The 26,565-nt window shown below is 40.8% G+C and carries 19 protein-coding genes; 10 read left to right on the top strand and 9 right to left on the bottom strand.

Translation table 11 applies throughout. From position 1 onward, the window contains the following. Positions 1 to 8: 8 nt before the first annotated feature. The 4 genes from L1283_RS02620 to trmD form a co-directional block, all read right to left on the bottom strand. On the bottom strand, positions 9 to 584 hold the full coding sequence (locus tag L1283_RS02620; RefSeq protein WP_145327205.1) for an anthranilate synthase component II: 576 nt from the start codon (positions 582 to 584) through the stop codon (positions 9 to 11). After that, complete coding sequence (locus tag L1283_RS02625) at positions 571 to 864, bottom strand: chorismate mutase (RefSeq protein ID WP_075990830.1); 294 nt, start codon at positions 862 to 864, stop codon at positions 571 to 573. Before L1283_RS02625 ends, L1283_RS02620 begins: the two co-directional genes overlap by 14 nt. Then, entirely contained in the window at positions 861 to 2,264 is a 1,404-nt protein-coding gene (locus L1283_RS02630) for an anthranilate synthase component I family protein (protein ID WP_286848172.1), read from the bottom strand. The genes L1283_RS02625 and L1283_RS02630 overlap by 4 nt, the downstream gene beginning before the upstream one ends. A 258-nt stretch (positions 2,265 to 2,522) precedes the next feature. After that, complete coding sequence (gene trmD / locus L1283_RS02635) at positions 2,523 to 3,200, bottom strand: tRNA (guanosine(37)-N1)-methyltransferase TrmD (RefSeq protein WP_286732302.1); 678 nt, start codon at positions 3,198 to 3,200, stop codon at positions 2,523 to 2,525. Positions 3,201 to 3,284: 84 nt separating this feature from the next. On the opposite strand from trmD, the gene L1283_RS02640 reads away from it, so the two are divergent. After that, complete coding sequence (locus L1283_RS02640; protein ID WP_075994613.1) at positions 3,285 to 4,916, top strand: ABC-F family ATP-binding cassette domain-containing protein; 1,632 nt, start codon at positions 3,285 to 3,287, stop codon at positions 4,914 to 4,916. 123 nt (positions 4,917 to 5,039) lie between these two features. Here L1283_RS02640 and gndA read toward each other — a convergent pair whose 3' ends face one another. Both gndA and L1283_RS02650 read right to left on the bottom strand, forming a co-directional pair. Next, positions 5,040 to 6,455: an NADP-dependent phosphogluconate dehydrogenase gene (gene gndA, locus L1283_RS02645; RefSeq protein ID WP_313238839.1), complete on the bottom strand. Its 1,416-nt coding sequence runs from the start codon at positions 6,453 to 6,455 to the stop codon at positions 5,040 to 5,042. Next, positions 6,442 to 6,624: a hypothetical protein gene (locus L1283_RS02650; protein WP_198386027.1), complete on the bottom strand. Its 183-nt coding sequence runs from the start codon at positions 6,622 to 6,624 to the stop codon at positions 6,442 to 6,444. The genes gndA and L1283_RS02650 overlap by 14 nt, the downstream gene beginning before the upstream one ends. 11 nt (positions 6,625 to 6,635) lie before the next feature. Between L1283_RS02650 and L1283_RS02655 the strand changes: the two genes are divergently transcribed. The 9 genes from L1283_RS02655 to L1283_RS02695 all read left to right on the top strand — a co-directional run bounded on the left by L1283_RS02655 (position 6,636) and on the right by L1283_RS02695 (position 17,760). Beyond that, positions 6,636 to 8,147, top strand: a complete 1,512-nt coding sequence (locus tag L1283_RS02655) for a gluconokinase (protein WP_286732308.1) — start codon at positions 6,636 to 6,638, stop codon at positions 8,145 to 8,147. 16 nt (positions 8,148 to 8,163) lie between these two features. Further along, complete coding sequence (locus L1283_RS02660) at positions 8,164 to 9,486, top strand: gluconate:H+ symporter (protein WP_286732310.1); 1,323 nt, start codon at positions 8,164 to 8,166, stop codon at positions 9,484 to 9,486. 180 nt (positions 9,487 to 9,666) lie between these two features. Then, complete coding sequence (locus L1283_RS02665; RefSeq protein ID WP_313238841.1) at positions 9,667 to 11,151, top strand: TPM domain-containing protein; 1,485 nt, start codon at positions 9,667 to 9,669, stop codon at positions 11,149 to 11,151. Between the two features lie 164 nt (positions 11,152 to 11,315). Beyond that, positions 11,316 to 11,918 carry a CDP-alcohol phosphatidyltransferase family protein gene (locus L1283_RS02670; protein ID WP_313238843.1) on the top strand — a complete coding sequence of 201 codons (603 nt, stop codon included), beginning with the start codon at positions 11,316 to 11,318 and terminating at the stop codon, positions 11,916 to 11,918. Further along, complete coding sequence (locus tag L1283_RS02675) at positions 11,911 to 12,741, top strand: phosphatidate cytidylyltransferase (protein ID WP_313238846.1); 831 nt, start codon at positions 11,911 to 11,913, stop codon at positions 12,739 to 12,741. The genes L1283_RS02670 and L1283_RS02675 overlap by 8 nt, the downstream gene beginning before the upstream one ends. Before the next feature lie 50 nt (positions 12,742 to 12,791). Continuing rightward, a complete protein-coding gene (locus L1283_RS02680; protein WP_313238848.1) occupies positions 12,792 to 13,820 on the top strand; it encodes a patatin-like phospholipase family protein in 1,029 nt (342 codons plus the stop codon). Beyond that, a complete protein-coding gene (locus L1283_RS02685) occupies positions 13,817 to 14,572 on the top strand; it encodes an SDR family NAD(P)-dependent oxidoreductase (RefSeq protein ID WP_145327191.1) in 756 nt (251 codons plus the stop codon). The genes L1283_RS02680 and L1283_RS02685 overlap by 4 nt, the downstream gene beginning before the upstream one ends. After that, positions 14,554 to 15,990, top strand: coding sequence for a phosphatase PAP2 family protein (locus L1283_RS02690; RefSeq protein WP_313238850.1), 1,437 nt, complete (start codon positions 14,554 to 14,556; stop codon positions 15,988 to 15,990). The genes L1283_RS02685 and L1283_RS02690 overlap by 19 nt, the downstream gene beginning before the upstream one ends. A gap of 63 nt (positions 15,991 to 16,053) precedes the next feature. After that, the gene (locus tag L1283_RS02695; protein WP_145327188.1) at positions 16,054 to 17,760 is read left to right on the top strand and encodes a bifunctional alpha/beta hydrolase/class I SAM-dependent methyltransferase; all 1,707 of its coding nucleotides are present in this window, start codon (positions 16,054 to 16,056) and stop codon (positions 17,758 to 17,760) included. Positions 17,761 to 18,308: 548 nt separating this feature from the next. Here L1283_RS02695 and L1283_RS02700 read toward each other — a convergent pair. The 3 genes from L1283_RS02700 to L1283_RS02710 all read right to left on the bottom strand — a co-directional run bounded on the left by L1283_RS02700 (position 18,309) and on the right by L1283_RS02710 (position 26,479). Further along, positions 18,309 to 19,265, bottom strand: coding sequence for a Fic family protein (locus tag L1283_RS02700; RefSeq protein WP_313238851.1), 957 nt, complete (start codon positions 19,263 to 19,265; stop codon positions 18,309 to 18,311). Between the two features lie 155 nt (positions 19,266 to 19,420). Beyond that, the gene (locus L1283_RS02705; protein ID WP_380944504.1) at positions 19,421 to 24,265 is read right to left on the bottom strand and encodes a DNA repair ATPase; all 4,845 of its coding nucleotides are present in this window, start codon (positions 24,263 to 24,265) and stop codon (positions 19,421 to 19,423) included. Between the two features lie 96 nt (positions 24,266 to 24,361). Continuing rightward, positions 24,362 to 26,479: a flotillin family protein gene (locus L1283_RS02710; protein ID WP_313238856.1), complete on the bottom strand. Its 2,118-nt coding sequence runs from the start codon at positions 26,477 to 26,479 to the stop codon at positions 24,362 to 24,364. Between the last annotated feature and the right edge of the window lie 86 nt (positions 26,480 to 26,565).

The raw sequence follows: 26,565 nt of genomic DNA on the forward strand, positions 1-26,565 counted from the left end.
TTTAGATGTTAGATTCCCAACCAGTTTTCAATTAATTTTTTACCATTTGTGGTCAATACCGACTCTGGGTGGAACTGCATTCCCCTTACATCGTATTCGGTATGGGTTAAGGCCATAATGATGCCATTCTCGTCGATTGCCGTTACCTTGAGGCTAGCTGGTAGGGTGTCTTTGTTTACAGCCCAAGAATGGTAGCGTCCAATTTTGGAATCTTTTGGGAAGTCCCGAAACAATTTCTCTGACTCATCAACAACAGAAATATTTGTTGCTACGCCATGCAAAGGTTTTTCCATATTGAATAGTGTACCACCAAAGACTTCTGCAATAGCCTGTTGGCCTAAGCAAATACCCAATATACTTTTATGTGGAGCGTAGGTACGGATAACATCAAGTAATAATCCAGCTTCTTCTGGAATACCTGGGCCCGGCGAAAGAAGTATTTTATCGAAAGCATCAATATCTTCCAGTTTAAATTTATCATTTCTCCATACAACATATTCTTGATCTAATTCCTGTAACAAATGGACCAAGTTGTAGGTGAACGAATCGTAGTTGTCTATAACGACTATTTTATTGTTGCTCATAACCTTTTGCTATAAAATCTTGATTAATATAATTTTCAATTTCCTGGAATATGGACTGAATAAATTCGATTGGCAAATGAAATCTTTTTGCCAGTAGGACATAATTACTGTCCAGGTTCCGAATGATATTCTGCTCTTCGTTTTGCTCATCCTCGAAGGACTTGCCTTTGCCGATATAGGTTTTTCGTAATGCCAATAGCTCAACGATGCGGTTGTCAATGGTGTCTACCGAATCATGGATATGTTGCTTGTTGACACAGTATTCCAATGGTCTGATCATAATGTTTCTGCTAATTGTAATGCTTTTCGTAGCGCAGCAATTTTGTTATTTACTTCTTGTAGCTCCATTTCGGGGTCTGAATCTAATACGATACCGCCGCCGGCCTGATAATGTAAGGTGTTTTGTTTACTTAGGAAGGAACGAATCATAATGGCATGATTAAAGTCTCCGTTAAAACCCATGAATCCAATTGCACCCGAATAAAATGAGCGTTGTAATCCTTCATAACGATCAATCAATGTCAATGCCATATGTTTTGGAGCTCCTGAAAGCGTACCCGCTGGATATGTATCACCTACGATGTCAAATGGGTTGATATTATCTTTTAATGTGCCTGTTACTTTGGAGACCAAGTGGATAATATGCGAGTAATATTGTGGTTCCATGTAGGACTCAACTTTAACTTGGGTGCAATGTCTACTTAAGTCATTGCGGGCAAGATCGACGAGCATAACATGTTCGGAAGTTTCTTTAGGGTCTTCTTTGAGCTTGGTGGCTATCTTTTGATCTTCCTCCATGTTACCTGTCCGTTTGAATGTTCCTGCAATAGGGAAAATCGTCGCTTGTTTCCCGTGGATACGCAGTTGAGCCTCAGGCGATGATCCGAAAAGTTTAAAGTCACCATAATCAAAATAGAAAAGATAGGGCGAAGGGTTGATGGAGCGGAGCGCACGATAAACATTGAATTCATCACCGGAGAACGGTGTCTTAAAGCCTCTGGATGGAACGATCTGGAATACATCACCACGTTGGATATGCTCTTTCATCTTCTTAACCAACTCACGGTGTTCTTCATCGGTACGATTGGAGCTTTCCTCGCCAGCTAGTTTGAAGGTATATTCAGGAAAGTTTTTGTTCTGAATAAGGAACTGCATTCTTTCAAGTTCTGATTCTTCGTCATCCAGCAGATGTTCAAAAATATAGAGTTGATTACGGAAGTGGTCGATGGCAATGACATATTTGTAAACATGATATTGCATAAACGGTATTTTCCGTGCCGGATCTACCGTTGTTGTTAGTTTGATGTCCTCAAAGTGTTCAATACAATCGAAGGTGAAATAACCAAATAGGCCATTGGAGATCAAGTTAAGTTCAGCAATTGTATGATCTTCGAAGGAATTTCTAAAATCGGAAACTTCTTGACGTAATTCGATTTCGTGCGCATTTTTTACGATACGTTCTCTACCCGGATAAGTGAGTGTCAGCTCTTTCTCATCGAGCTGGATTCCGGCAATTGGTTGACAACAGATGTAACTGATGTTGTTGTCGCGACTATGGTAGTCGGAGCTTTCCAGTAACAATGAATTTGGAAAGATATCTCTTAGGCGAAGATAGATGCTCACTGGTGTAGTTGTATCCGCAAGCAACTTTCTGGTTTTTGTTTTGAATGTATACTTCATTTTTTGTGTCTTATCTTCTTGTTGTAAACTATGCATAAAAAAACCCCGATACTGGTCAGCATCGGGGTTGGAATTTCCATAAATGGTTTTGGTTGATTATGAAATATTATGACAATACCAATTAGTTCCCGATGCTTATTGCTTCAGGCCACCACCAATTTGTATTTGTATATCTTCGTGTCATTATTACACAAATTTATAAAAAAAAATAAATAAGCAAACTTTTTGTGACAAAAAAACAAAAATTCACCTTATTTCTTAATCATTTAATAAATCAGGACGTCTTTCTTGCGTTCTTTTTAACTGTTGTTCATCTTTCCATTCAGCGATTTTTGCCTCGTGACCACTGAGGAGAATATCAGGTACTTTGTGGCCTTTCCAGTCTGCAGGGCGTGTATAGATAGGCGCATCTAGTAATCCATCCTGAAAAGAATCTGAAAGCGCGGATGTCTCATCCGACAAAACTCCGGGAATCAGACGGATAACAGCATCTGTAACAATCGCCGCTGGAAGCTCACCTCCGGACAGTACATAATCACCGACTGAGATCTCTTTTGTTACATAAATATCACGGATACGTTGATCTATTCCCTTGTAATGCCCACAGAGAATCATCATATTTCCCTTTGTAGATAATCCATTCGCAATATCCTGATTGAATGTTTCACCGTCGGGAGTCATGTAAATGATCTCATCGTATTCCCGTTCAGCTTGCAATTGCTCTATACACTTGGCAAAGGGTTCTATTTGAAGGACCATGCCCGATCCGCCACCGTACGGATAATCATCGACACTTTTGTGTTTATTTGTTGAATAGTCTCTTAAATTGTGGACATATATTTCAGCCAAGCCTTTGTTCTTTGCTCGTTGCAAAATAGAGTGTGCAAATGGACTTTCCAAGAGGTCAGGTAAGACCGTAATAATATCAAAACGCATGGGGCAAAGATACACAAAAATGCACCATTGTCTATTTATAAGATTGATTCGCTTATCTTTGTGCCAAAATTAAGTGTATATACAGTGATTGACGTAAATAATATTTCTGTTTCCTTTGGGGGAACAACTCTTTTTTCAGATGTATCTTTCTCCATCAATGAGAATGATAAGATCGCATTGATGGGTAAAAATGGTGCCGGTAAATCCACCTTACTGAAAATTATCGCTGGAGTGGGTAAACCTACTACAGGTAATGTTGCTGGTCCGAAAGATGCCATTATAGCCTATTTACCGCAACATTTGTTAACAGAGGATAACGTGACTGTTTTTGAAGAAACATCAAAGGCTTTCGAAGAAGTCTATGGTATGCGTGATGAGTTGGAAAACCTGAATGAGCAATTAAATATCCGTACAGACTATGAGTCTGACGATTATATGCAATTGATCGAACGTGTATCCGAATTAAGTGAAAAGTTCTATTCGATTGAGGAAGTTAACTATGATGCAGAAGTTGAAAAGGTCCTGAAGGGGCTCGGTTTTGAGCGTTCGGATTTTACAAGACAGACTTCTGAGTTTTCCGGTGGTTGGCGGATGCGTATCGAATTAGCTAAAATATTATTGAAAAAGCCCGATTTGATTTTATTGGATGAGCCAACCAACCACATGGATATCGAGAGTATCCAATGGCTGGAAGATTTCTTGGTCAATTCGGCTAAAGCAGTTATCGTTATTTCGCACGACAGGGCATTTGTCGACAATATCACCAATCGGACCATCGAGGTGACGATGGGAAGGATTTATGATTATCGTGCCAAGTATAGTCATTACTTGGAATTACGTCAGGAGCGTCGCCAGCATCAGCTAAAAGCGTATGAAGAGCAGCAACGCTTTATTGCGGACAATCAGGAGTTTATCGATCGTTTCAGAGGTACCTATTCTAAAACATTGCAGGTGCAATCACGGGTCAAGATGTTGGAGAAATTGGAAATCATTGAAATCGACGAGGTAGATACTTCCGCACTGCGTCTTAAATTCCCACCATCCCCGCGCTCGGGTCAATATCCTGTTATCGTTGAGGATCTAACCAAGGTTTATGATGAACACGTCGTATTTCAAAAAGCAAATATGGTCATCGAACGTGGTGAAAAGGTCGCTTTTGTCGGGAAGAACGGTGAGGGTAAATCGACCATGATCAAAGCAATTATGGGGGAAATCGATTTCGAAGGTACGCTGAAAGTAGGGCACAATGCAAAAATTGGGTACTTTGCACAAAATCAGGCCGCATTGCTTGATGGAGAGATGACCGTTTTTGATACCATTGATCAAATCGCTGTAGGTGAAGTGCGTGTTAAAATGAAAGATCTTTTAGGAGCCTTTATGTTTAGTGGTGATGATACAACTAAAAAGGTGAAAGTGCTGTCCGGAGGAGAAAGAACACGTCTGGCGATGATAAAATTGTTGTTGGAACCGGTAAATGTATTGATTCTCGATGAGCCGACAAACCATTTGGATATGAAAACAAAGGACATTATCAAAGATGCTTTGAAAGATTTCGATGGTACGCTGATCCTTGTTTCACACGACCGTGACTTTTTGGATGGTTTGGCAGAGAAAGTCTTTGAATTCGGAAATAAACGCGTACGGGAGCATTTTGAAGATATTAAAGGTTTCTTGGAATACAAGAAGATGAGTAGCTTGAAGGATATTGAACGTTAGCATCTAAATAAACGTAGTATAAAACCCAATAGGGGATTCAGTTATTAAAAGCGGCTTTTTTATATAAAAGCCGCTTTTTTGCGTTTTAAATTAAGATTAATCGAATCTTCAAGCTTTTTTTTCTTAATCCCAAAGCGTGTGAAAGATACCTTCCCGATCAATACGTTCATAGGTATGTGCACCAAAATAGTCTCGTTGTGCTTGTATAATATTTGTAGGTAATTTTTCCGATCGATAGGCATCAAAATAAGAGAGTGCGTTTACGTATCCGGATACGGGTATCCCGTTTGCGATAGCATCTTTCAATACCTCGCGAAGGCTGGCCTGCGTGCTCAGCAACTTTTGTGCAATGGTGTTATCGAGTAGGATATTACACAAGTCAGGATTAGCCGCATAGGCTTTTCTAAAATCCTCGAGCAAAGCCGCGCGAATAATGCAGCCGCCTCGCCAGACTTTGGTTACCACCTGTAAATCTAACTCATAGCTATAGCTTTCCGATGCAACAGTAAGCTGTGCCAAACCTTGCGCATAGGTCGTGATGATCACAAAGTACAATGCATTTTTTAAGCGAGAAATGAGTGTTGCTGCGGGGAGATCAACCGCTTGTCCATCCCATTGAAGTAATTTTGCCGCCTCCAAACGTTCAGGTTTGTATTTGGACATATCGCGCATATTGACCGCTGCATCAATCACCGGAACTGGCACCTGTAGATCCATCGCATTTTGCGAAGTCCATTTACCCGTTCCTTTTGATCTTGCCCAATCTGAAATCAGGTCCACCAAATACTGGTCACCTTCTTTTTTCTTTAGAATCTGAGCGGTAATCTCAAGCAAGAATGAGTTTAGTTCGCCCTTGTTCCATTCTTCGAAGGTCTGCTGTATGGTTTGGGTGTCAAAACCATATAATCTTTTCATCAGGTCATAGGTCTCTGCAATTAACTGCATGATACCATATTCGATACCGTTATGCACCATCTTTACATAATTTCCGGCCGACCCGTTGCCTAAAAATTCTACACAGGGTTCGCCGATTACCTTGGCCGAAACTGCCTCAAATATTGGCCTTAGTCTTTCGTATGCCTTTCTGTCGCCACCGGGCATCAAGCTTGGCCCGCGACGAGCGCCACTTTCTCCTCCCGATATGCCCATTCCGAAGAAATGTATACCCATAGCGGAAAGCTCATTAAACCTTCTGTCTGTATCCGCGAAGTACGTGTTTCCGCCGTCGATGATGATATCTCCTTTATTCAAAAGCGGAACAAGACTGGCAATTGCCATATCAACCGGCTTTCCGGCCGGCACCAATAGCATAATTGCTCTGGGTTGTTGCAAAGCCCCGATAAACTCTTCTACTTGGGTCGTCACTTTGATGCGATGTCCTTCGCTTGCTTCAGCTTCCAATGACTCCGCTTTCTGTGGATCTAGGTCTAGTCCTGCTACTGCGAAACCGTTGTCGGCGATGTTCAGCAATAAATTACGTCCCATTACGCCGAGCCCAACTATTCCAAAATCGTAGTTATTATTTTTATCTATACTCATCGTTTAATGCTGTTTTTCTAAGATGAAATTTACCATTTTTGTTTATACTATGAAAGACAATTATCAGCAGATCGGTATGTGGCACTTCTCTCGCTTCAATTAGTTTGCTGGTATTGAGCCTTTTGTTGTAAACCAACAGATAATCCGTATATTGAGCTCTCCTAAACATCAATTTTATTTATGATCATTGGATTAGACATTGGGACATCATCTGCGAAAGCTGTTGCATTTGACTACGAAGGTAACATCTTATGCCAGCATAGTGTACCTTATCCTATATTAAACCCGTCGGAAGGCTGGTACGAGCAAGATCCTGAGATTGTTTATGCAGCATGTATTGAGTCTATTCGGTATGTAATGATTAACTTAAGGCAATCTCGTGCAGAGATACCGAAACCCGAATGTATTTCGGTGAGCAGTGCTATGCACGGACTGATCGCTGTTGACTCGGCGGGGCAGCCACTTAGCAATTGCATTATATGGGCAGATCGCAGAAGCGAGCATATTGCGGTTGCCTTGGAAGCAAGCGAGGCGGGCAGGTTGCTTTATCAGCAGACGGGTACACCAATACATCCCATGTCTTTGCTTTGCAAATTAATGTGGATAAAGTCCAACGATCAAAAATTATTTGCGCAGTCGCACAAGTTTATCGGTATCAAAGAATTTCTTTTTTACCGGCTCTTTGGAGTTTACGTGGTCGATCATTCCATCGCATCTGCAACAGGGCTTTTCGACATACATCACCTAACATGGTCTGATCAGGCGTTAAGCTTGGCAGGTATATCGGAAGAGCAACTAGCATCTCCAGTTCCGGTCGATTATATTTTAAATATGCCTTGCCAAAAAATTGCGGCCTTGATGCAGATCCCTGAAGATACCCCTTTTGTTATAGGTGGTAGCGATGGTTGTTTGGCTAATCTTGGGGTAGGGGCTATAAGTCCCGGAGTGGCTTCGGTAACAATCGGTACCAGTGGGGCTATTCGCGTAGCAAGTTCGCAGGCAAATCAAGAAAAAAAACAAAGACTATTTACATACCTGCTGAGACCAAATGAATATATAATTGGTGGTGCGGTTAACAATGGCGGTGTATTACGCAACTGGTTTCGAGACAACTTTTTGTGCGAATTTACCCAAATGCAAGCAGATGGAGATCCTTCTGCGGCGTTAAATGCTTTGGTCGACTCCGTCGTTCCCGGGGCGGAGGGCTTGATATTCTTGCCCTATCTAACTGGTGAACGGGCACCACATTGGAATTCCAATGCAAAAGGCGTTTATTTTGGAATACAGTTGCATCATGGCAGGGCGCACTTTGCGCGTGCCATGATGGAAGGGATGTTGTTTGCAATTTACAGTGTAGGACTCGCATTAGAGGAGAACACCGGTCCCATTCATACGATCTTTGCAAGCGGCGGCTTAGCGCGTTCATCGTTGTTGGTGCAGATGCTTGCAGACATTTTCAATAAACCTGTATTTACCAAAAATACAGTAGAAAGCTCTGCTTGGGGAGCAGCCTTGATAGGCTTGGAAGCATTGGGTATACAGGGAGGTGGTCCTACTATAAAAAACAAACAAACGGAAGGAAAGCAAGATACCGAGCACTGTTATAAACCGAGTGCGGAGAATCACGCTGTATATATTAGAAACTTCCAAAAATTTGAACGCCTGTACCATTTATTGGAAGGTGAGTTTTAACTAGATATAAATTATTATGCCTCTAATCATCGTTATTTTGGGAGTAGCTTTACTACTTCTTTTAGTCACTGTCGTTCGGTTAAATACGATCTTTTCATTACTGATAACCTCTGTTGCGGTCGGTTTTGCGATGAATATGAGTGCCGTCGATATCCTTAAATCTGTTGAAACTGGAGTGAGTACCACTATGGGCCAGTTGGCACTATTGTTGGCTTTCGGGGCTCTACTGGGGAAATTGATGGCGGAGGGTGGTGCTGCAGAAAAGATTACAACGGTACTAACGGCTGTATTTGGCAAAAAGAACTTACCTTGGGCAATGGTTCTCACGGGCTTTTTAGTAGGAATTCCCTTATTCTACAATGTCGGTTTTATCGTCTTAGTACCATTCGTTTTCATGGTATGTGCTTCCAATAAAATGCCCTTGCTTTACGTCGCTATTCCGTTGCTGGCAGCGCTGTCCGTGACACACGGTTATTTGCCTCCACATCCGGGAGCTACCGCCATAGCGCTTACCTACAAAGCGGATATAGGTTTAACAATGGTGTATGGCATTATTGTGGCAATTCCTGCGATAATTATCGGTGGACCGCTCTTTGGCAGGATGCTTAAGCGTATTCCGACCAACCCACCCACTGAGTTTTTTCCTGAACACAATCAAGCAGATCGAAAAGAGCTCCCCGGATTTGCAATTAGTATATTTACGGGGCTTTTTCCAATAATTTTAATTGCTTTTGGTTCATTTTCCCATCTAATATTTCCAGAAGGCTCCTCTTGGCTGAAGGCACTACGTTTCTTGGGTGACCCGGTGGTGGCTTTAATGATTGCATCGCTAATGGCGATGTACACAATGGGTATCCGCCAAGGCAAAAGTTTGCGGGAGCAGTCAGCAAGTGTGGAAGAAGCAATCCGCGGGATAATGATGATCCTTTTTATCATTGCAGCATCAGGCGCTTTCAAGCAAATTTTGGTAGATAGTGGTGTAGCGAACTACATCGCTGACCTAACCGCAGACCTGAGCCTGTCGCCTCTTGTGCTAGCATGGTTAATAGCCGGTATCATTCGCCTAGTTATCGGTTCGGCTAGTGTTGCTGGGCTCACGGCAGCGGGCATTATGCTTCCCATTGTGCAGGCAGGAGAGGTTACTCCTGAATTAATGGTGCTAGCGACGGGAGCGGGTAGTCTCATGTTCTCACACGTCAACGATCCGGGGTTTTGGATGTTTAAATCTTATTTTGGAGTGAGCATGAAGGATACGTTTCGCTCATGGACGGTGATGGAAACGCTCGTTTCTGTTATTGGATTGATCGGTGTCTTGATTTTACACTGGCTTGGCCATTGACAGCGAATGAGAAAGTTTCATATTGCTAGGATACATTAATAGGACAAAGCGTCTTAAACGAATATTGAATTATATAGGCCCATAATCGGTTGATTATGGGCTTTTTTTTGATGAAAACCTTTGTTTGATTTTTTTTTCTTAATATCGTGACAATGAGCCAAATTTTGTTGTTCTAAAACTATGCAGAGATTACATCGTTTTTATATTTTTTTATTGATTTGGGTAGGAAGCTGCCTCCCCGGGCTGTCAGCTTTCGGGCAATTTATCGCCTATACCGTCGACAATTTGCCAAGCCCCAAATTACAGGGACAGGATTATTTTGTCTCCAATCCTGATGGGATTCTATCCTCGGGTACAGTGACCGAATTAGATGGCTTATCGACGCAGATTGAGGCTGCTACAAAAGGTGAATTTGCAATCGTTGTTGTGAATGATTATGTTGGCGACAGTGATTTCGAATTTGCCCTAAAATTATTCAATACCTGGGGTGTCGGTAAGAAGGAAAGTAACAATGGGCTTTTGTTGTTTATTGCTAAAGACCGGCATGAATACCGTTTTATTACAGGGTATGGTATGGAAAGTATTTTGCCCGATGCTTATTTAAAACGTATTGGCGAAAAATATCTCGTACCCAATTTTAGGAATGAAGATTACGACCGCGGTGTTACGGAGGCTGCAGAATTTATTAAGACAATTCTTACCTCACCGGATAGTAAGGCGGAGCTGGAACGCTTGATGCCAGAGGCAACGCCGGTCTGGAGTTTTAAAAGTCCTATTCTGCGAAATTCTCTGTTGGTTTTAGGTTTATTTGCGATCTGTTATATCTGGTTGGGCGAGGTGACGCGAGCGATCAAAGGAAAGTTGACCAAAAAAAGTAAATATTTTCCGCCTTTAGTCAGTGGATGCGGCTGTATGGGGATATTAATGTTTATCTCGGTGTTTATCTGTGCATTTGCCCTCAATAATTTTGAGGAGGTCTATCAGTGGAAAAATCTACCTTATTTTATAGTTGTTTTTGGTAGTATTACCCTGGCCATGAAATACAATGCAAGCCGCACGCAAATTGTTAATTCCTATCAGGATGAGGAAAATATTCAAAGGGCTCTACGTAAATTTCGTGTCTGGGGTTTGGTTCCGCTATTACTGAGTCCATTGGCACTATTTGATCTCATTGGATTAAACAAGCGCATTCGGAAGAATCAACTTCGATTGATGCCGCCAGATCAATCTGGTCGTTGGTTGCGCATGAATAAGGATGATGTATCTACCCGTGAAAGTGCGTACCTGGATAAGGGGCAGCTTTTGGAGGAAAAAATCGGTAGTCGTTCGTATGAAATCTGGATAGATCAGGCGACCAATGAAACAAAGCTGGTTCCCTGGGACGAGAATGTTGGGTTCAGTGAATGTCCTGCATGTCATTATAGAACTTTTGAGACTGGACGTACCAAGACGATACGTGCAGCAACTTATAGTTCGCAGGGATTGGAGGAACGCTTTGACTTATGTAAGAATTGTGGACATCGGGTATCTCATGGTGAACACTCGACTCCAGTTAAAGTGCGCTCAACATCGAGTAGCTCTGGTGGAGGATCTAGCAGTAGTGGTGGCGGTGGAAGCTTTGGCGGCGGATCTTCTGGTGGGGGTGGTGCCGGTGGAAGATGGTAATCGGTAATTTAGGGCAAAAAAAAAGGTTTCCAAACGGGGAGAATGAAAACCTTAAATAACCAATTATAAACCTAAATTATGATGACACAAATATAGTGTATATATTACACTATGCAAATTTTTTTTTTAAAAAAAATGAAAAAATAAATTACAGCTAGCGCGAGATGATTTCTGTTTATAAATTAAAACCAAAATTTCAGCAGTTGCTGATGCCGATCTTGAACTTTTTACATAGAAAAAAGGTAACGGCAAACCAGATCACGATCGGATCTATTGTATTGTCTTTGATCATTGCTTTACTGTTTTGGTATGCTGATCGTTTCCCGATTTTCTTTTTGGCCCTGCCAATCGGATTGTTATTACGAATGGCCTTGAATGCCTTAGATGGCATGATGGCACGACTTTTTAATCAGACTAGCAAGACGGGCGAAGTCTTGAACGAAGTCGGAGATATTGTTTCGGATGTCGTGCTATTTTTTCCTTTGCTGAAGTTTCATCCAGAAAGCATATATCTTATCGTCGCTTTTATCGTATTAAGTGTTGTGAATGAATTTTGTGGATTGATCGGGAAGGTGATTGCCAATGATCGTCGTTACGATGGGCCGATGGGTAAAAGTGATCGTGCTTTGCTGTTGGGGGTATATGGAATTTTAGCATTATTGCATATTTCAATGGTTACTGTTTCAGGTTATATTTTTGGTGTTTTGTGCTTACTCTTACTTTTGAGTTCGGTAACTCGATTGAGAAAGGCTTTGGTGCATGGCTGATGCCAATAGCAAGTTCGCAGATGTTCCTGTTCGTGTTAGAAGCTGGGGTTATATTGTCTTGGTGTTGGCGGTTGCCTTCGTTCCACCAACAATATCACCCTTGTTTGTGGCCTGGATAACCTTTCAAGGGATGCGCGAGTTTGCTCGTATGTTTATCCCTGAATGTAAGACGCAACCATTGGTTTTTCTTTGCATGGCATTGTTGCAAGCGTTGCTCCTATACTTTTGTTCCTATCGAGCATATCTATTGTTGGCTAGCTTCTTGTGTTTGGTGACTGCTTTGTTTTTCAAATATGGTTTAAAGGTTAAGAAGGGAGCAGTATTTGGACTATTTTTGGGCGCGGTAGCTTGTTTGCTTGCATTTAGCCATTTAGCTTTTATCCGATCCATTAAAGTGGATGGCAACCCGTTCCTAGGACTAAAATTAATCGGATATATTGTTGTGTTAACGGAACTGAATGACGTCTTTCAATACCTGATGGGTAAGTTTTTTGGCAAACGTAAAATCGTTCCGCGTATTAGTCCAAATAAGACAATTGCGGGATGTGTGGGCGGTATCAGCTTAACAATTATATTGAGTAATTTATTGGGCTATTTTTTACTGCCATTTCAGAATTTTCTATACTTTTCGTTGTTCGGTTTGTTTTTCGGTATTTTGGGATTCTGGGGAGATGTCCTTTTTTCCTATCTGAAAAGAAAGACAGGAGTTAAAGATACTGGAACATTGATTCCTGGGCATGGTGGTTTATTGGATCGTATCGATAGTCTGATCTTCAATGCGCCCCTGTTTTATGCTTTGATTATCCTGTTGTTGGGGAATTAATAGGATTTGATGAATGTGGTAGTGAGAAGGCTAACTAAAATTTCAATCTGATGGCTTATCAACGTGCTGTTTTATTTTCGGGGGGTGGAACTCGGTTCAGTCTATATCTTGGTATGTACGCTGCGCTGGATGAGCTGGGCTTAAAGCCAGATCTGCTTATCGCGAGCTGCGGTGGTTCAATGGCAGTGGCTGTTATACAGGCCTTTGCTACACATGAAGCTCGCAAGTCCTATCTGCAATCAGACGAGTTTTATCAGTTTTTCCTGCATCATCGGCTTACAGAACAGCGTCGTTTGGGGAGGCTGGGCGTGTATGTTTTGAAAAAACAGTTTAATAAGAAACGGGCACCCTTTATTGAAGACGTTTTTAATCGCTATCTCGTCCATATGGAACAGGATCTTTCCTTACTATTGCCTACATTGGATAGACCATTCTCAACAGCAATTCCAGCACTTGTGGTCGGCGCTAAAGTGCTGTTCAGTCCGTCTGAAGTTGGGCAGCGGCGTGGGGACCGGAAACTCTATCAAAAGATATTGATGGGAACTCAGGATGTATTGGCAAACGTGCCCGTTGAGGCAATAGGAATTTCGGCTAGTAATTACGAGCATAGTGCAGTGGCTAAAGCGGTTCATTTGAGTGCTGAGTTTTCTATGCTACAGGCGGCCCGTATTTCGATGTCCGATATGTTTTATATTGAACCTGTATGCTCCAATAAAACGTATTATACGGGTGGAGCAATTGATCTTGTACCAATGGAGCTAGCAAAGTCGCTTGCTCAAAACATCATATGTGAGCGAAAACAACCTTATAAACCGCAAGAAGAAGCGTTGGTTCGGGCAGTATTAGGCTTTAGCGGAAATAAACGATTAACAGATTTGGAACAGCAGTTTCCGTATGAACATTGGATTGATACACAGGATGCCGCGGAACAATTAGCTGGGAAATACTGTAAAAAAGGAATTGATTGGTCTAAATTTGAAGTTACGCTGTCTTTCCCGATTGATCAACAAGAATTTGCGGAAGCGATGGAAGCGCAATGGAACTATGGTTATGAGGCGACATTAAATTCATTGAAATGAAAGTATTTATTGCCGGTGGTACAAGTGGAATAGGCCTTGCTTTGGCCAAGCGTTATCTTGATCAAGGAGCAGAGGTAGCGGTATGTGGGCGCGATCTGACGAAAATGTCAGCATATTCCTGGGGACATAGCATCAGAAGTTTTGAAGTCGATGTATGTCAATTGAGCAGCCTGCAAAATGCAGTCAGTTCATTTTGTGCGCATATGCCTTTAGACCTCTTTATCAATTGTACAGGGAGTTACGCGGATGACGTTGCTCAACAAATAAGCTATCAGGAGGCGGTGGCTATGCTCCAGGTCAATATGATGGGCACTTTAAATTGTTTTGAAGCGGCAAGAACTGCTATGCAAGGTCAGTCGGAAGGACAAATTGCAATCGTTGCATCAGTTTCGGGAACGCTCCATTTTCCCAATTCAAGCCTATATAGTAAGACAAAGCGTGCTGCAATCCAAGTGGCTGATGCGTATCGTAGGGCACTCTATCCATATGGAATTGCGGTTACTGTTATTGCTCCGGGCTATGTTGATACAGATAAACTGAGAGCCCTCAATAAGCAAGATTTGTCTAAAAAGCCATTCTTAATCGCTGTAGACGATGCAGCACAGCGTATAATGACAGCTATCGAACAGAAGAAGAAGCAAGTCGTTTTTCCGAAGCGTATGAAGTGGTTGATGGCATCTCTGGGACTACTTCCAAATATTGTGTTGAATAAAATTATGTCAAGGAAGGCCAAATGGATGAAAAACGACTGAAAAATAGGGGGCTGCAATTTGCTGTTTTCCTTTATTGTGCGCTATTTTTCCAGTTGACTTATTCTGCTGCTGCGGTCCATGCTGCAAATCAGGCTACTGTATCTTCGTTTGTGTTTCCTTTTGAACACTTTATGCCGTTCGTTTCTTGGATGATTATCCCCTACATGAGTAGCGGTTTGTTCTTCGCTTTGGTTCCTTTCTGTTGTCGAAGTCGAGAAGAGCTTTGGGTCTATACGAAGCGTTTCAGTTTCATTACCATCGTCTCTATTTGTTGTTTTTCTATTTTTCCCTTGCGATTTTCTTTTGATAGGCCTAGCGTTGAGCATCCTGTTTTTAAATTCTTCTTCGCCTTTTTAAGTAAGCATGACTCTCCATTTAATCAAGCACCTTCGTTGCATGTGGCGTATGCATGTCTGTTTTGGTCTGTGCTCGGTAGGGCGCTAAAAGGTTGGACACGCTGGGTAGTGGGGATTTGGCTGCTATTCATGGGGATTGCTACACTCACCGTTTATCAGCACCATCTGGTGGATGTGTTGACCGCGTTGATTCTGGTTCATGTTGGATTTGTCCTATTCCCATCACCATCGGGATTGCTTCATGACAACGCTTTATTGAGGCTAAAGGCGGGGGATTTGCCCTTTTTGGCCGGTACCGAAAAGATGAAATTAGACGAAAAGGCGAAATTAGACTTGGAGGCCGAGGTTTGTCGTAGAAACCAGGGAATTGGCAACGTTTACTACGCCATCGGCTGGTGTTTACTGTTACTGGCATTGTGGGGCGGAACTCATGCATTTGGATTATATCTTTTGTGTTGGCCATCCTTAGTCTGTATTGCGGTAGGAAGGAATTATGTTATCAATAATCCAAGGTTTCTGAAAAATGAAAAAGGTTGGATATCCGGCTTTAAGAAATTGTTTTATAGCCCATACCAATGGATTTATTGGTTGTTGTGGCGATTCGCAAGACGTCGTAATAATCTGCCATTGCTTGAGATTTTACCAGGTTGTTATGTAGGCCCGAGGACGACAGCAGGAGATCTCCGTGTGCTCGGTCTGAATAAGCATCTGATTGTTTTTGACCTGGCTGCCGAATTGGAAGAAATAGCGATCCTACATGTACAGGAAAACTATCATTCATTTCCATTGTTGGATATAGCGGCAATTACGCTGGCTGATGCCGAAAGGATATTGGCTGCGCTCGTCATCCGTTATCAGCAATTGAAGCGAGGTGAAAATATGATTATACATTGTACAATGGGCTACAGCAGGAGTATGATTTTTGCTGTTCTATTGTCACAAAAAATATTATCTTTAGATTTAATGGATGCTATAGATTTGGTTAAATCTCATAATAAACATCTTGTATTGCATAAACATGCACTTAAGTTGATGAAGGTGCTAGTCGAGAGAAATAGCTAGACGGTCATTTGCATGATCTTTGTTGTTAAATATACTATTTGATATTAGTCAGTAAAATTATACATGAAATCAGGTTACTTCAAGAGTTTTGATCAAGGGGAGTTATTATATCGCGTCTGGAATTATCAGGCTGGACAGCGGGCATTGATTGTACTGCACCGTGGGCATGAGCATTCGGAACGTCTGCAGGAGATGGCTACGGATCCACAGTTTGCCGATCATTCAATCTTTGCATTTGATTTGCGCGGACATGGTTATACGAAAGAACCAGTTTCACCGATCTTTATGGATTATGTGCGGGATCTAGATAGTTTCGTTCATTATATAGGCCGTGAATATTTGGTTGATTCGAAAGACATTTTCGTTATCGCCAATAGTATTGCAGGAGTTGTTGTCAGTGCCTGGGTACATGATTTTGCTCCTAAAGTCGCAGGTATTGCATTGTTGGCACCTGCATTTGAAATTAAATTATATGTGCCCTTGGCAAATCAGATGATTGCTTTGGGAACAAAGCTAAAAAAAGATCTGATTATCCAGAGTTATGTCAAATCTAAAGTGTTGACTCACGATATAGACCAGCAGAAGGCTTACGATGCCGATCCTTTGATTTCCAAATCTATCAATGGCGCTTTGTTGGTTGATCTATTAAAAGCTGGCGAGCGTATCGTTGAAGACGCTACGGCGATTGATATTCCTGTGATTGTCCTTTCTGCTGAAAAAGATTATGTGGTCAAAAATTCGGTGCAGAAAAAATTCTTTGTGACAATTGCTTCAAAATTGAAGACCTTTATTACATTACGTAATTTCTACCATGGGATTCTATTTGAAACAAACCGGCAAAAGGTGTACCAGTATCTGCGAAACTTTATCGACAAGGCCTATGCCCGACAAAGTCCTGAGCTGACGCTTGAACCCGATGAGTTTTCGGTGAAAGAGTATGAACAATTATACCATAAGTTACTTCCTGCGGGTGAAAAATTGAATTATGCGGTCCAGAAATGGGCATTGGGTAAAATAGGTTCCTTAAGTAAAGGAATGAATTTAGGCCTGCAGTTTGGATTTGATTCTGGGATATCGCTGGATTACGTCTATCGCAATGAATCGCAGGGTAAAAACCGCTTTGGCCGCATCCTCGACCGTGGTTATCTGGAGGCCATCGGCTGGAAAGGAATTCGCATTCGAAAACAACACTTGTTACAGTTGCTGGAAGAGCATATAACAAAAGTTAAAGCTGCTGGGAAAACCGTTAAGATATTGGACATTGCGGGTGGGACCGGAAATTACTTATTTGATATTAAAGAAAAATATCCCGAGGCCGAAATCGTGATTAATGAATTCCTGTTGTCAAATATTGCGGTAGGAGAGAAGATTATCCGTAGAAACGGATTGCAGGGAATACGATTTACCAACTACGATTGTTTTGATCCAGCTACCTATTCCAAACTGGAATTCAAGCCTAACATTGTTATTATCTCAGGTATCTTTGAACTTTTTGGTGATAACGAAATGGCAAGTAGAGCTGTAAAAGGTGCAACTTCGATTTGTGAAGAAAGCAGTCATTTGGTTTATACTGGACAGCCATGGCATCCACAGTTAAAGATGATTGCTTACGTGTTAAACAGTCATCAGAAAAAAGACTGGGTGATGCGCCGTCGTTCGCAGAAAGAATTAGACCGTCTGATGGCCTACAATGGAGTCGTTAAGGAACGTATGCTGATCGACGACTTTGGCATATTTACAGTTTCTTCGGGGGCTGTGAAGGGCGGATAATTGTAAAAGATTGAAAAGCTCATAGCCTAGTAGTATTTTCTTTAATCTTACTCTCAATATTTTTTAATCTTATAACAAACTCAATAAAAAGTTCCCATTTTGGGAACTTTTTATTGAAATAGCTTTGATTTTGCTTATCTCAGGTTTTTTTAAATGGAGGTAAGTAAAATGGATATCCGGTTCTTATATTCTCTGATCTCCTGAACAATATGTTCCAAATTTCCATTGAAGTCCATGATGCTTATATAAATTGGCGTGTAGCCGATTTTGAAGATTTAGATGAAGATACATTGCGTATGAAACGTCACATTCCAGATATGGTGGAACTTGAACGTTTATTGGACATTGCTAAGATAGCCTTCGCGCAGAAGATGGTCGTATTATTTGGTTTTAATGAAATAGTATTATAGAGTGCAAAACAATTATGGAAACGAAATATTATACTAAATATCCTGAGGAGGGTGATTATATCATCGAATGTCAACAAGAAGAACTAAATGTATAGCCGAATGTTAAATATAGATTTGCTGTTTTCATTATATAGTAAATTACTTGAATTGATATTCTGTCAATCGTTGCTCTCCAAACTTCTTTAAAATATTTTGTTCAACAGCCCATTTTAGATCCCTGCTTGCAGTGGGAGCGGAAATATTCTTAAAAGTTTGTAGATAGTCTTTTCGATGAAATTTATTTTGACCGATTTTCTCTTTAAACAGACTTATTCTGTCTTCTAAACGAAGTGTTTTATTTTGAGCTTGTAAAAGTTCTTCTAAAGCGGTCAGAATAATCCCAAGCATGAACTCAATAAATGGTGTTGAGCTACCCTCTTTGTCCGACTCTGAGAGCTTTGCGTAATACGCATCTTGCTTTTGTTTGATTAGGCTCTCAATGGGTAAAAACTCAAAAACAGGATATCGCTGCATTAAAATCAATGTTTGCCATAATCTCCCTATTCTGCCGTTGCCGTCGATAAACGGATGTATAAATTCAAATTCATAATGGAATACACAACTTTTGATTAGAATTAAATCTGCGTCTTTTTTTAGATAAGCAAAAAGATCTTTCATCAAACCTTTAACCATTGTCCCACTTGGGGCAATATGTTTTACCTTTGAACCTTTTACAATACCCACATTCGTAGTTCTTAATTTTCCTGCATTATCGATCAACCCATTCATCAGGAGAGAATGAGCCTTTTCTAAATTTTTTAATTCATAAGGATTAAAATCATTTAATTTGTCATAAACTTTTATAGCATTTTGTACCTCTAAAATATCCTTTTTGGGTGCAATAATTCTTTTATTTTCTAATAATGCGGTAATTTGTTCCTCAGTTAACGTGTTACCTTCGATTTCTAAAGACGATTGAATCGTTTTTATACGGTTCTTTTTTCGTAGCTCCGTGGTGGGTTTATATAAATGAGCAGCATTAATTTCTCCTATTCTTTCTGAAATAGAACTAACTAATTTTAAAGTTTCACTTGTAATAATATACGGTGGTTTCATTATGATGATACTATCATTTGATACTATCAAAGATAATCATTAATCAACCTAAAAATAGCTAATGCTTAAAAAATATTTGACAGTACTCGTATCAGAAATACTGCTATTCCAGCTGAATAGATAGGTAAAGTCCACTGGAATAGCAATGTTAAATATTAGTTCTTATAAGCACGAATGGCCTGTATGATACCCTCTAGGTTTTCATTAAAGTCCTGCATTTGTGCAAACACCTTATCATCTTTGGCCAAACCACCATGTTTATTGTTTTTGCGGAAGATTTGTTTGATGTGTTCCCAGCGCTCTTGTTCCACATTGTTTATCAATCCGGCGAGTTCTTTCAATTTTAGAAGATTACTTTCTGTATCGGCAGTAAGGGTTTGTGACTCGCTTTCATAATGTGCGAGGATAACTTGATCGATTTCCTGATCGTTCATCATGGGCACAACTTGCGCAACGAGCTTGCTCATATTCCGGTAGGATCCTTGCATTTTGAACGGCGGTTCTGTTCGGTAATTATCCTGCATGGCCGCACTTTGAATATAATTTTGATTGACCTTGATGACAACATTTCTGATCTTTAATACATGTTTTAATACCGTTATAAAATCATCGATATCTTGCTTCAGGTAATTGCCTTCTAAATCGGGAAGTTGGTCTACCACCGATTGCGCGTAGTTCACTAAAGCATAAAAATCGTTGAAGGATTTGCTTGCTATTTTTTCAAGGTAGCTGTTTTCAATTGCCGTATTTTCGATCAAGCTTAGATTGAATAGTGCTTCGGTATCACCGATCACATCCCCTAGATTGTAGACATCGGCACGGTTGGCAAGCATATCTGGAATCTGAAATTTGGACCCGCTTTCTGTATAGGGGTTTCCAGCCATTACGATGCAGAATCTTTTCCCGCGCAAATCATATGTTTTACTCTCGCCTTCAAAAATACCATCGATCTTACGTTGCCCGTCAGCCAATGAAATAAATTTCTGTAGAAATTCCGGATTCAAATGTTGGATATCATCGAGGTAGAGCATCACATTGTCGGCCATTTCGAAAGCAAGATTAATCTTCTTAAGTTCCTCACGTTCCCCGGAAGTTTTGGCCTCCACAGGATCAATCGAAGTAATGGAATGTCCAATTGTAGGTCCGTTGATTTTCACAAAATGTAATCCCATTGTTTTCGCGAGGTATTCCATCAATGTTGTCTTTCCGTAACCTGGTGGAGAAATGAGGAGAAGCATACCCATTCTGGCGGTACGTTTATTGTCGCCAGCTGCCCCAAGTTGTTTAGCCAGGTTATTTCCGATCAATGGAAAGTAAACCTCGTTGATCAACTTATTTCGGACAAAAGATGTTAAGACTTTTGGTTCAAATTCTCCGATTTTCAGCTCCTTGGCATATGTTTTTCCAAGCTGCTCCTTCAAAGAAGCGAATTCTTGAAAACGAGGGGCATTCAATTCGGTAAATGTCTTCAACCTACGCAGAAATTGATGGTATTGAATCTGTTCTTCTCCATTGTTCAAGATAGGATGATTTCCCTTTAATCCCTGGATGAGGGCATTGTCTTTGGCGATGATCAATTGGTATTCATCTTTTGGATAAAGAAGTGTGACTGCAGTTTCCTCAATGTACTTGTGGAAAGCCTGGTAGTCACTGTTCTCGTCGATAAAAGAATTTAGCCAATTTAAAGTCAAATAGAAACGGTCTACGAGGCTAAATTGTGTATGCTGAATATCTGCTTCAAAGAGTTTGAAACTCTTTTTGTTTTCCAATAGCCTGATGAAAGCCTTCTTCAGTTCATCCGATTGCTCACTGACGACAAACTTGCTGTAGCTTGTGAAAGTCTGGAAAAGATAGCTCGCGATCTCCTCTCCATTAATTGTCGAGCGATCCAATTGCGTGTCCCAATTGTTAAATAATTTTGTGAGTTCCTCAACGACAGATTGGTAGCGTGTGGAATTTGGAAATGCTTTTAATACGGCGTGTGTAGACTGGATCAACGCTTTCTGTTTTTCCTGTTGGTCTTGGGCCAGTGAATGCCAAAACAACTGCGCCATAGCACGCAAATGAGGATCGTAACGTAAAAGATCAAGCTTGCTGTCTAGCTGTTTGATGGTATCATAGATTACCAGGGCATCAAAATTATGCACTCCTTTGACATAACCTTCCGAATAACTTTGCTCGACAGTCTGATTGATAAACAGGTTGGCATCAAAATCGTGCTGTCCTTTAGAAGCAAGGAATGTTTTATAAGCGAGATATTCAGCTCGGTATACATCTTTGTTTTCGGAAATCAGTTCCTGATCCCAAATATCTCTAAAGTTTTCAATTTCGGAACCTTTGACTTTTTGATAGAAGCTCGTTCCGGTAAGATGGAAGTATATTTCGTCATTTTTGCGCAAGAGCGTTAAACTGAGTGACTGATTATTGACGGCAAATTTATGCTTACCAAGAGCAATAATGTTCTCTCCATCTACAAAAAGATCATTCTTGTCACGTAAAACGCGTAATGCATCCTCTTGAGATTTTTTGAGTAGGTTTTCAAGATTTTCAGCTTTTGAAACATCACTGAGCGTTTTCAGTTCTTGCACAAGTTGTCTGATTTTGTCAATCATCAAATCTGAAGCAAAGAAACTTAGGATTTCCTCACGCGTTGCAAATGTCTTTGACTTGTTTTCGATATTCTTTAATACACGAAGGCCAATTTGTTCGAGTGAAGAGCTTCGTTTGTTGATCTGTTCAACGATTTGCTCTCTGCGGGAATTAAATGCTTTGATGATTTCATCGCGCTTATCTGCTATCTTCAGGGCGAAGTCCTCAAATTCTGAGAACTTACTTTCAAGTTCTTCCAGTTGAACAATGACCTTGGTATAATACTCGTCTACTTTTTCTGTTGTCGTAGAGAGTTCAAGGTAGTTGGTGACAGACTGCTCCAGTAACGTAAGTTGGGCAGAAAATTCTGCAATGGCTTCCGTACTTTTTAATGAATTGAGTTTGCGTGTAAGCTGCGACCGGACTTCATTCAAGGAAGAGAAAATAACAGCTATCTTTTCGATGATTTTGGTGGTTTGAGTGGAGTCGTCGATTTTTAAACTGTTTAGAATATCGATCAACAGCTCCAGCTCGCTCGATATAGCCGAATTGGCTTCCTCGATCGCCTTGGCGTCATAGACTTTGATAATTGCAGCAACATTGTTTTTCTGTTGCTCCACTTTCTGCTCATAGGGGTGTAAAGCCTCGTCGCGAAGCAAGAAGGCAATTGTCTTTTCGGCGAGTTCGGTGGTGATTGACTGTAGTTTATCGAGTAAAGCATCGATGCGGACTACATCAATATATTTGACATTTTTGAGGTCAATGATTTCGCCTTGTAAACGACGTGAATCTGCCAGTTGATGAACAAGTTGATCAAGCTTCTCGACTACTGTACTATTGATGGAAAAGGTAAGCTCCTCCATTTTCTTCTCGGCACTGCTATTGAGCTCTGTGGCGTATTTACGTTGGGCTTGGACCTTAACAAATTCGTCAATTGCTGTATTGGCGACCTCCTTGATCTGTGCCAGTGGCTGCCCAAGATTTGACAAGGCTTCATCCTTTATCCAAAAATAGGAGTCAAGTAGGACAGTCGATTTTTTGAGTATATCCTCGTAAAGGCCTTCATAACTGTCTTCTTTGTTGATGAGCTGTATGACTTCTTGTGCCTCGGCCATGGCTTGTACGATCTGTTTATTGCCGACCTTATAAAGCGGATCGTCTTTTTTTAGCTCATTTTCTTTGAGTACGGCCATGTAAGGGGTTTCCCAGATCTGAACCTGATGATGCCTTGTTGCTTCGGCCTCTGTGTGAAAGTAAATTAAACTACCGTCTTTGAAAAGGGTGAAGCCATTGCAGATGATCGGAGTTTCGACATGCTGCTGAATGATGTTATAAGACAGTAAGATGTAGGTATTCGTTTCCTCCTGACAAAAGATATAGAGAAAGTCTTCGCCGTTTGGTGATGCTATGCGTCTAAGGAAACTAACCTGGTCAAACTGGACGTCAAAGATTTTATGGGTGCCATTCTGCAGGTAGTATCCGTTAGAAAAAATGATTCCTTGACTATCGGGCAGTAGAATGGCCGATTCATTAAGTGATTTAAGGTTCACAACTTCTTTTGTCCGTTGGTTAAAGACAAATGCACGGAAATCTTCTTGATACGGTTTAATGCGAACGGCAATCAAATTGCCAAGGTCTGCATAATAGTAATCCGCATCATCCAGTTGTTGGTCTGCGTTTGAAACTTTTTCGGAGAAGATTCCTTTTCCCGTATCGGTATTGTTTTCAATTTTAAAAGTAATATCGCCATTGATCGCTTCTATAAAGATCTTGTCCTTAATGGAAATGTGCGGGTGTTTTCCGAGGCGACGGTCTTCTAAGGTTGTTTTCGTCCAGTCAAACTCAAACTGATTAGGCAATTTAACCTCATGAATGCTGCGGTCGTCCTGATATTGGAGCGTTCCGTCTTTAATCAACCACTTGAATGCCTTCAGGTCAGCAGGATTTTTGCTGGTCTGAAAGATCATATAAAGATAGTTTTCCGTACGTCGAAACTTGGAGAAGATCGAGTCGCGATAGTATTTATATAAATTTTGATAATCGCCAATGAAATTAGGATCATTGATCAGCTCGAGCGATTGTGGGATAAATTGATTGTTTTCGAACGTATATACACTGAAAACATCTTCGAGTTTAATTTCGGTACGTAACCCAAAATGGACGTTATAACCGAATATACATAGATTATCCAGGGCTAAAATACCGCGAGCAACACAGTTATTTTCTGTGGTGATCCGTTGGTTGGCCTTGAGTATAAAACTTGTCGCATTAAAGACTTCCTTGCGGGCATTATTTAGTTGCTGGAGTTTGATAGAAAGCTCTTCTTTTTGTGTAAGAAGTCGCTTCCGAATAATCTCGTATGCACCTTGATCAAGGGAGTCGTTCTGATTTATTACGTTTTCTTCTGGCATAAAACTGAGCTTTATCGACTTTGTATATGTGGTAGAATCATTATTTATTACCTGCAGTGATTATGAACATTATCTGCAGGTAATAATGGGTATTAATTACGACAGCTTTTTATTGGATATGCCCAAGTTTTTCGCCAATCCGAACAAAGAATTGATAAAGCTTTTGTCTTCGCCATTTTCAGCGTCAGTCGCCGCTTGTTGAAGTTTAATCAATGCTGCTGAAACTGTGAGGTTCTTTATATCGTTTGTGGAAATTCCATATTTATCGGCTAATCCACGCACCTTCTCTGCAAGGTCTCCTTGTCCATCTGGACCTATCAGTGAATTCTTAATAGCTGTGGCATGTTTAGAGTTGTCAATCAAGTGATCAAAACCTTTGGAATTGGAAACTTGACGGACGATATTCTCAAAGAACATGGTTTCGCCACCAACGATATCTATTTTTGCCGTTTTAAGTGCTTCCGACAATACGCCAGCTTGTGCTTGAGCAATGTCTTTTTGGATATTGATGTGTGCGAGTTCAATATCACGTTCTTTTTGCAATTGCAATTTGAATTCTTCGTGATCTCTGCCCACACCATCCAATTTCTTCATCGCCTCAGCTTTCTCTTCGATACCTTTTGCTTCAGCAAGTGCTTTCTCACGAACAACTTCCGCTTGTGCTAAGCCCTCTTTACGCATTGCTTCAGCTTTCTTCTCGATCACATTAGCTTCAACGGTACCTTGTTTTTCTTCGGCTTCGGCTTTTGCAACCATTACTTCAGCTTCGGATAAGCCAAGCGCGGCTTCTTCTTTGGCTTGTGCTTCAGCAATAATCTTACGACTTTCGGCTTCCTTCAGCGATGCTTCTTTTTTCGCTTCAGCATCGATCAATAATTCCTGAGCACGTTTTTCGGCAATTTTACGAGCGGCCTCTGCATCGATTACTTTTTTCTCCGCTTCCTGTTCTGCTGCGATTTTTGCAGCTTCGGCCGCCTTAACAGTGAATATTAATTTTTCTTCTGCTTCTTGTGATGCCGCAATAACACCCGCTTGTTTCTTTCGTTCTACTTCACGGAATACTTCGATGTCTCGGACGCCTTGTTGCTCTTCAATAACCCCTTTCTCCAATTGTACGCGTTCCTTGATAACACCTTGGATACTTTTCTTCTCCGTCTCGATAGAGCGTTCTTTGTCGATTTGAGCCAAAGTAACAATGCGCTCACGTTCAGTTTGTTCCAAAGCACGGTCTTTCTCTACGCGTTCTGCTTCCACTGCGTCCGTGCGCTGTTTGTTTTTCTCAGCAATGATAATCTGACGCAGCTTATTTTCTTCCTGTACTGCCAGTTGCTCTTCGGTAGAAATCCGGACACTTTCGTACTTGAGACGTTCTTCTTCACGGACCTTTGCTATTTCTGCTTCTTCGCGTGCTCTGATGTTATCAATTTCCCGTTTTTGTTTTTCTTCTTTTTCAGCAAGTTGACGATCAAGTTCCAAAATCGCTTCACGAGCTTCCACGTTTTGCTTTCTGATCAACTTCTCTTCGTCACGACGGATAAAATTGGCATTGATATTTTGCTTGGCTGTTAGCTCCGTTATTTTTTTAATGCCTTCACTGTCTAAGATATTGTTTGGATTGAGATGCTCAATATCTGTCTGCTCAAGATAGTCGATTGCACAGTCATCTAGAATATAACCGTTCAGGTCAGTTCCGATGATATCCAAAATTTCGTCACGAAATTCCCGACGGGCTTCATACAATTCGATGAAATCAAATTTCTTACCGACTGTTTTTAGGGCCTCGGAGAATTTAGATTCAAAAATGCTTTTTAATGTTTCTGGCTCACTTGCACGATCACAACCTAAATTTTGGGCAACATTGATCACATCATCCACACTTTTATTGACGCGAACGAAGAAAGCAACTTTGATATCTGCACGAATGTTGTCCTTGCAGATCAAACCTTCACCTTGCATACGGGCAATCTCAATTTTTTTGATTGAGATGTCCATGATCTCCATCTTGTGAAATACGGGTACAACATACATTCCTTTGTTGAATGCTACTTTTGTACCACCAACACCAGTACGGACAATTGCTTTCCCTTGTGGAATTTTCTTATAGAATGCACTCAATACAACAAAGAATGCAAAAATTAAAAAGACAGCCAATCCGACAATTAAAAGTATAATTCCGTTTAAGCCACTTAAAAATAAAAGAGGTTGATATAGCATATGATTTGTATTTATTTAGATTTTAATAGTTGGGTTTACGATTAGGATGTAAAGGAATAAAAACCCGTTCTTTTAGAACAGTTGTT

It is taken from the genome of Sphingobacterium sp. HSC-15S19, from assembly GCF_050433745.1.
In the GTDB taxonomy this organism is placed as follows: domain Bacteria; phylum Bacteroidota; class Bacteroidia; order Sphingobacteriales; family Sphingobacteriaceae; genus Sphingobacterium; species Sphingobacterium siyangense.

Excerpts from the sequence above, each read along its gene's own strand:
- L1283_RS02670 (WP_313238843.1), top strand. The coding sequence starts at position 11,316 with ATGATTTCTGTTTATAAATTAAAACCAAAATTTCAGCAGTTGCTGATG.
- L1283_RS02695 (WP_145327188.1), top strand. The coding sequence starts at position 16,054 with ATGAAATCAGGTTACTTCAAGAGTTTTGATCAAGGGGAGTTATTATAT.
- L1283_RS02710 (WP_313238856.1), bottom strand. The coding sequence starts at position 26,479 with ATGCTATATCAACCTCTTTTATTTTTAAGTGGCTTAAACGGAATTATA.
- L1283_RS02690 (WP_313238850.1), top strand. The coding sequence starts at position 14,554 with ATGGATGAAAAACGACTGAAAAATAGGGGGCTGCAATTTGCTGTTTTC.
- L1283_RS02620 (WP_145327205.1), bottom strand. The coding sequence starts at position 584 with ATGAGCAACAATAAAATAGTCGTTATAGACAACTACGATTCGTTCACC.
- L1283_RS02685 (WP_145327191.1), top strand. The coding sequence starts at position 13,817 with ATGAAAGTATTTATTGCCGGTGGTACAAGTGGAATAGGCCTTGCTTTG.
- L1283_RS02700 (WP_313238851.1), bottom strand. The coding sequence starts at position 19,265 with ATGAAACCACCGTATATTATTACAAGTGAAACTTTAAAATTAGTTAGT.
- trmD (WP_286732302.1), bottom strand. The coding sequence starts at position 3,200 with ATGCGTTTTGATATTATTACGGTCTTACCTGACCTCTTGGAAAGTCCA.
- L1283_RS02650 (WP_198386027.1), bottom strand. The coding sequence starts at position 6,624 with ATGTTTAGGAGAGCTCAATATACGGATTATCTGTTGGTTTACAACAAA.
- gndA (WP_313238839.1), bottom strand. The coding sequence starts at position 6,455 with ATGAGTATAGATAAAAATAATAACTACGATTTTGGAATAGTTGGGCTC.
- L1283_RS02630 (WP_286848172.1), bottom strand. The coding sequence starts at position 2,264 with ATGAAGTATACATTCAAAACAAAAACCAGAAAGTTGCTTGCGGATACA.
- L1283_RS02705 (WP_380944504.1), bottom strand. The coding sequence starts at position 24,265 with ATGCCAGAAGAAAACGTAATAAATCAGAACGACTCCCTTGATCAAGGT.
- L1283_RS02665 (WP_313238841.1), top strand. The coding sequence starts at position 9,667 with ATGCAGAGATTACATCGTTTTTATATTTTTTTATTGATTTGGGTAGGA.
- L1283_RS02625 (WP_075990830.1), bottom strand. The coding sequence starts at position 864 with ATGATCAGACCATTGGAATACTGTGTCAACAAGCAACATATCCATGAT.
- L1283_RS02655 (WP_286732308.1), top strand. The coding sequence starts at position 6,636 with ATGATCATTGGATTAGACATTGGGACATCATCTGCGAAAGCTGTTGCA.
- L1283_RS02675 (WP_313238846.1), top strand. The coding sequence starts at position 11,911 with ATGGCTGATGCCAATAGCAAGTTCGCAGATGTTCCTGTTCGTGTTAGA.
- L1283_RS02680 (WP_313238848.1), top strand. The coding sequence starts at position 12,792 with ATGGCTTATCAACGTGCTGTTTTATTTTCGGGGGGTGGAACTCGGTTC.
- L1283_RS02660 (WP_286732310.1), top strand. The coding sequence starts at position 8,164 with ATGCCTCTAATCATCGTTATTTTGGGAGTAGCTTTACTACTTCTTTTA.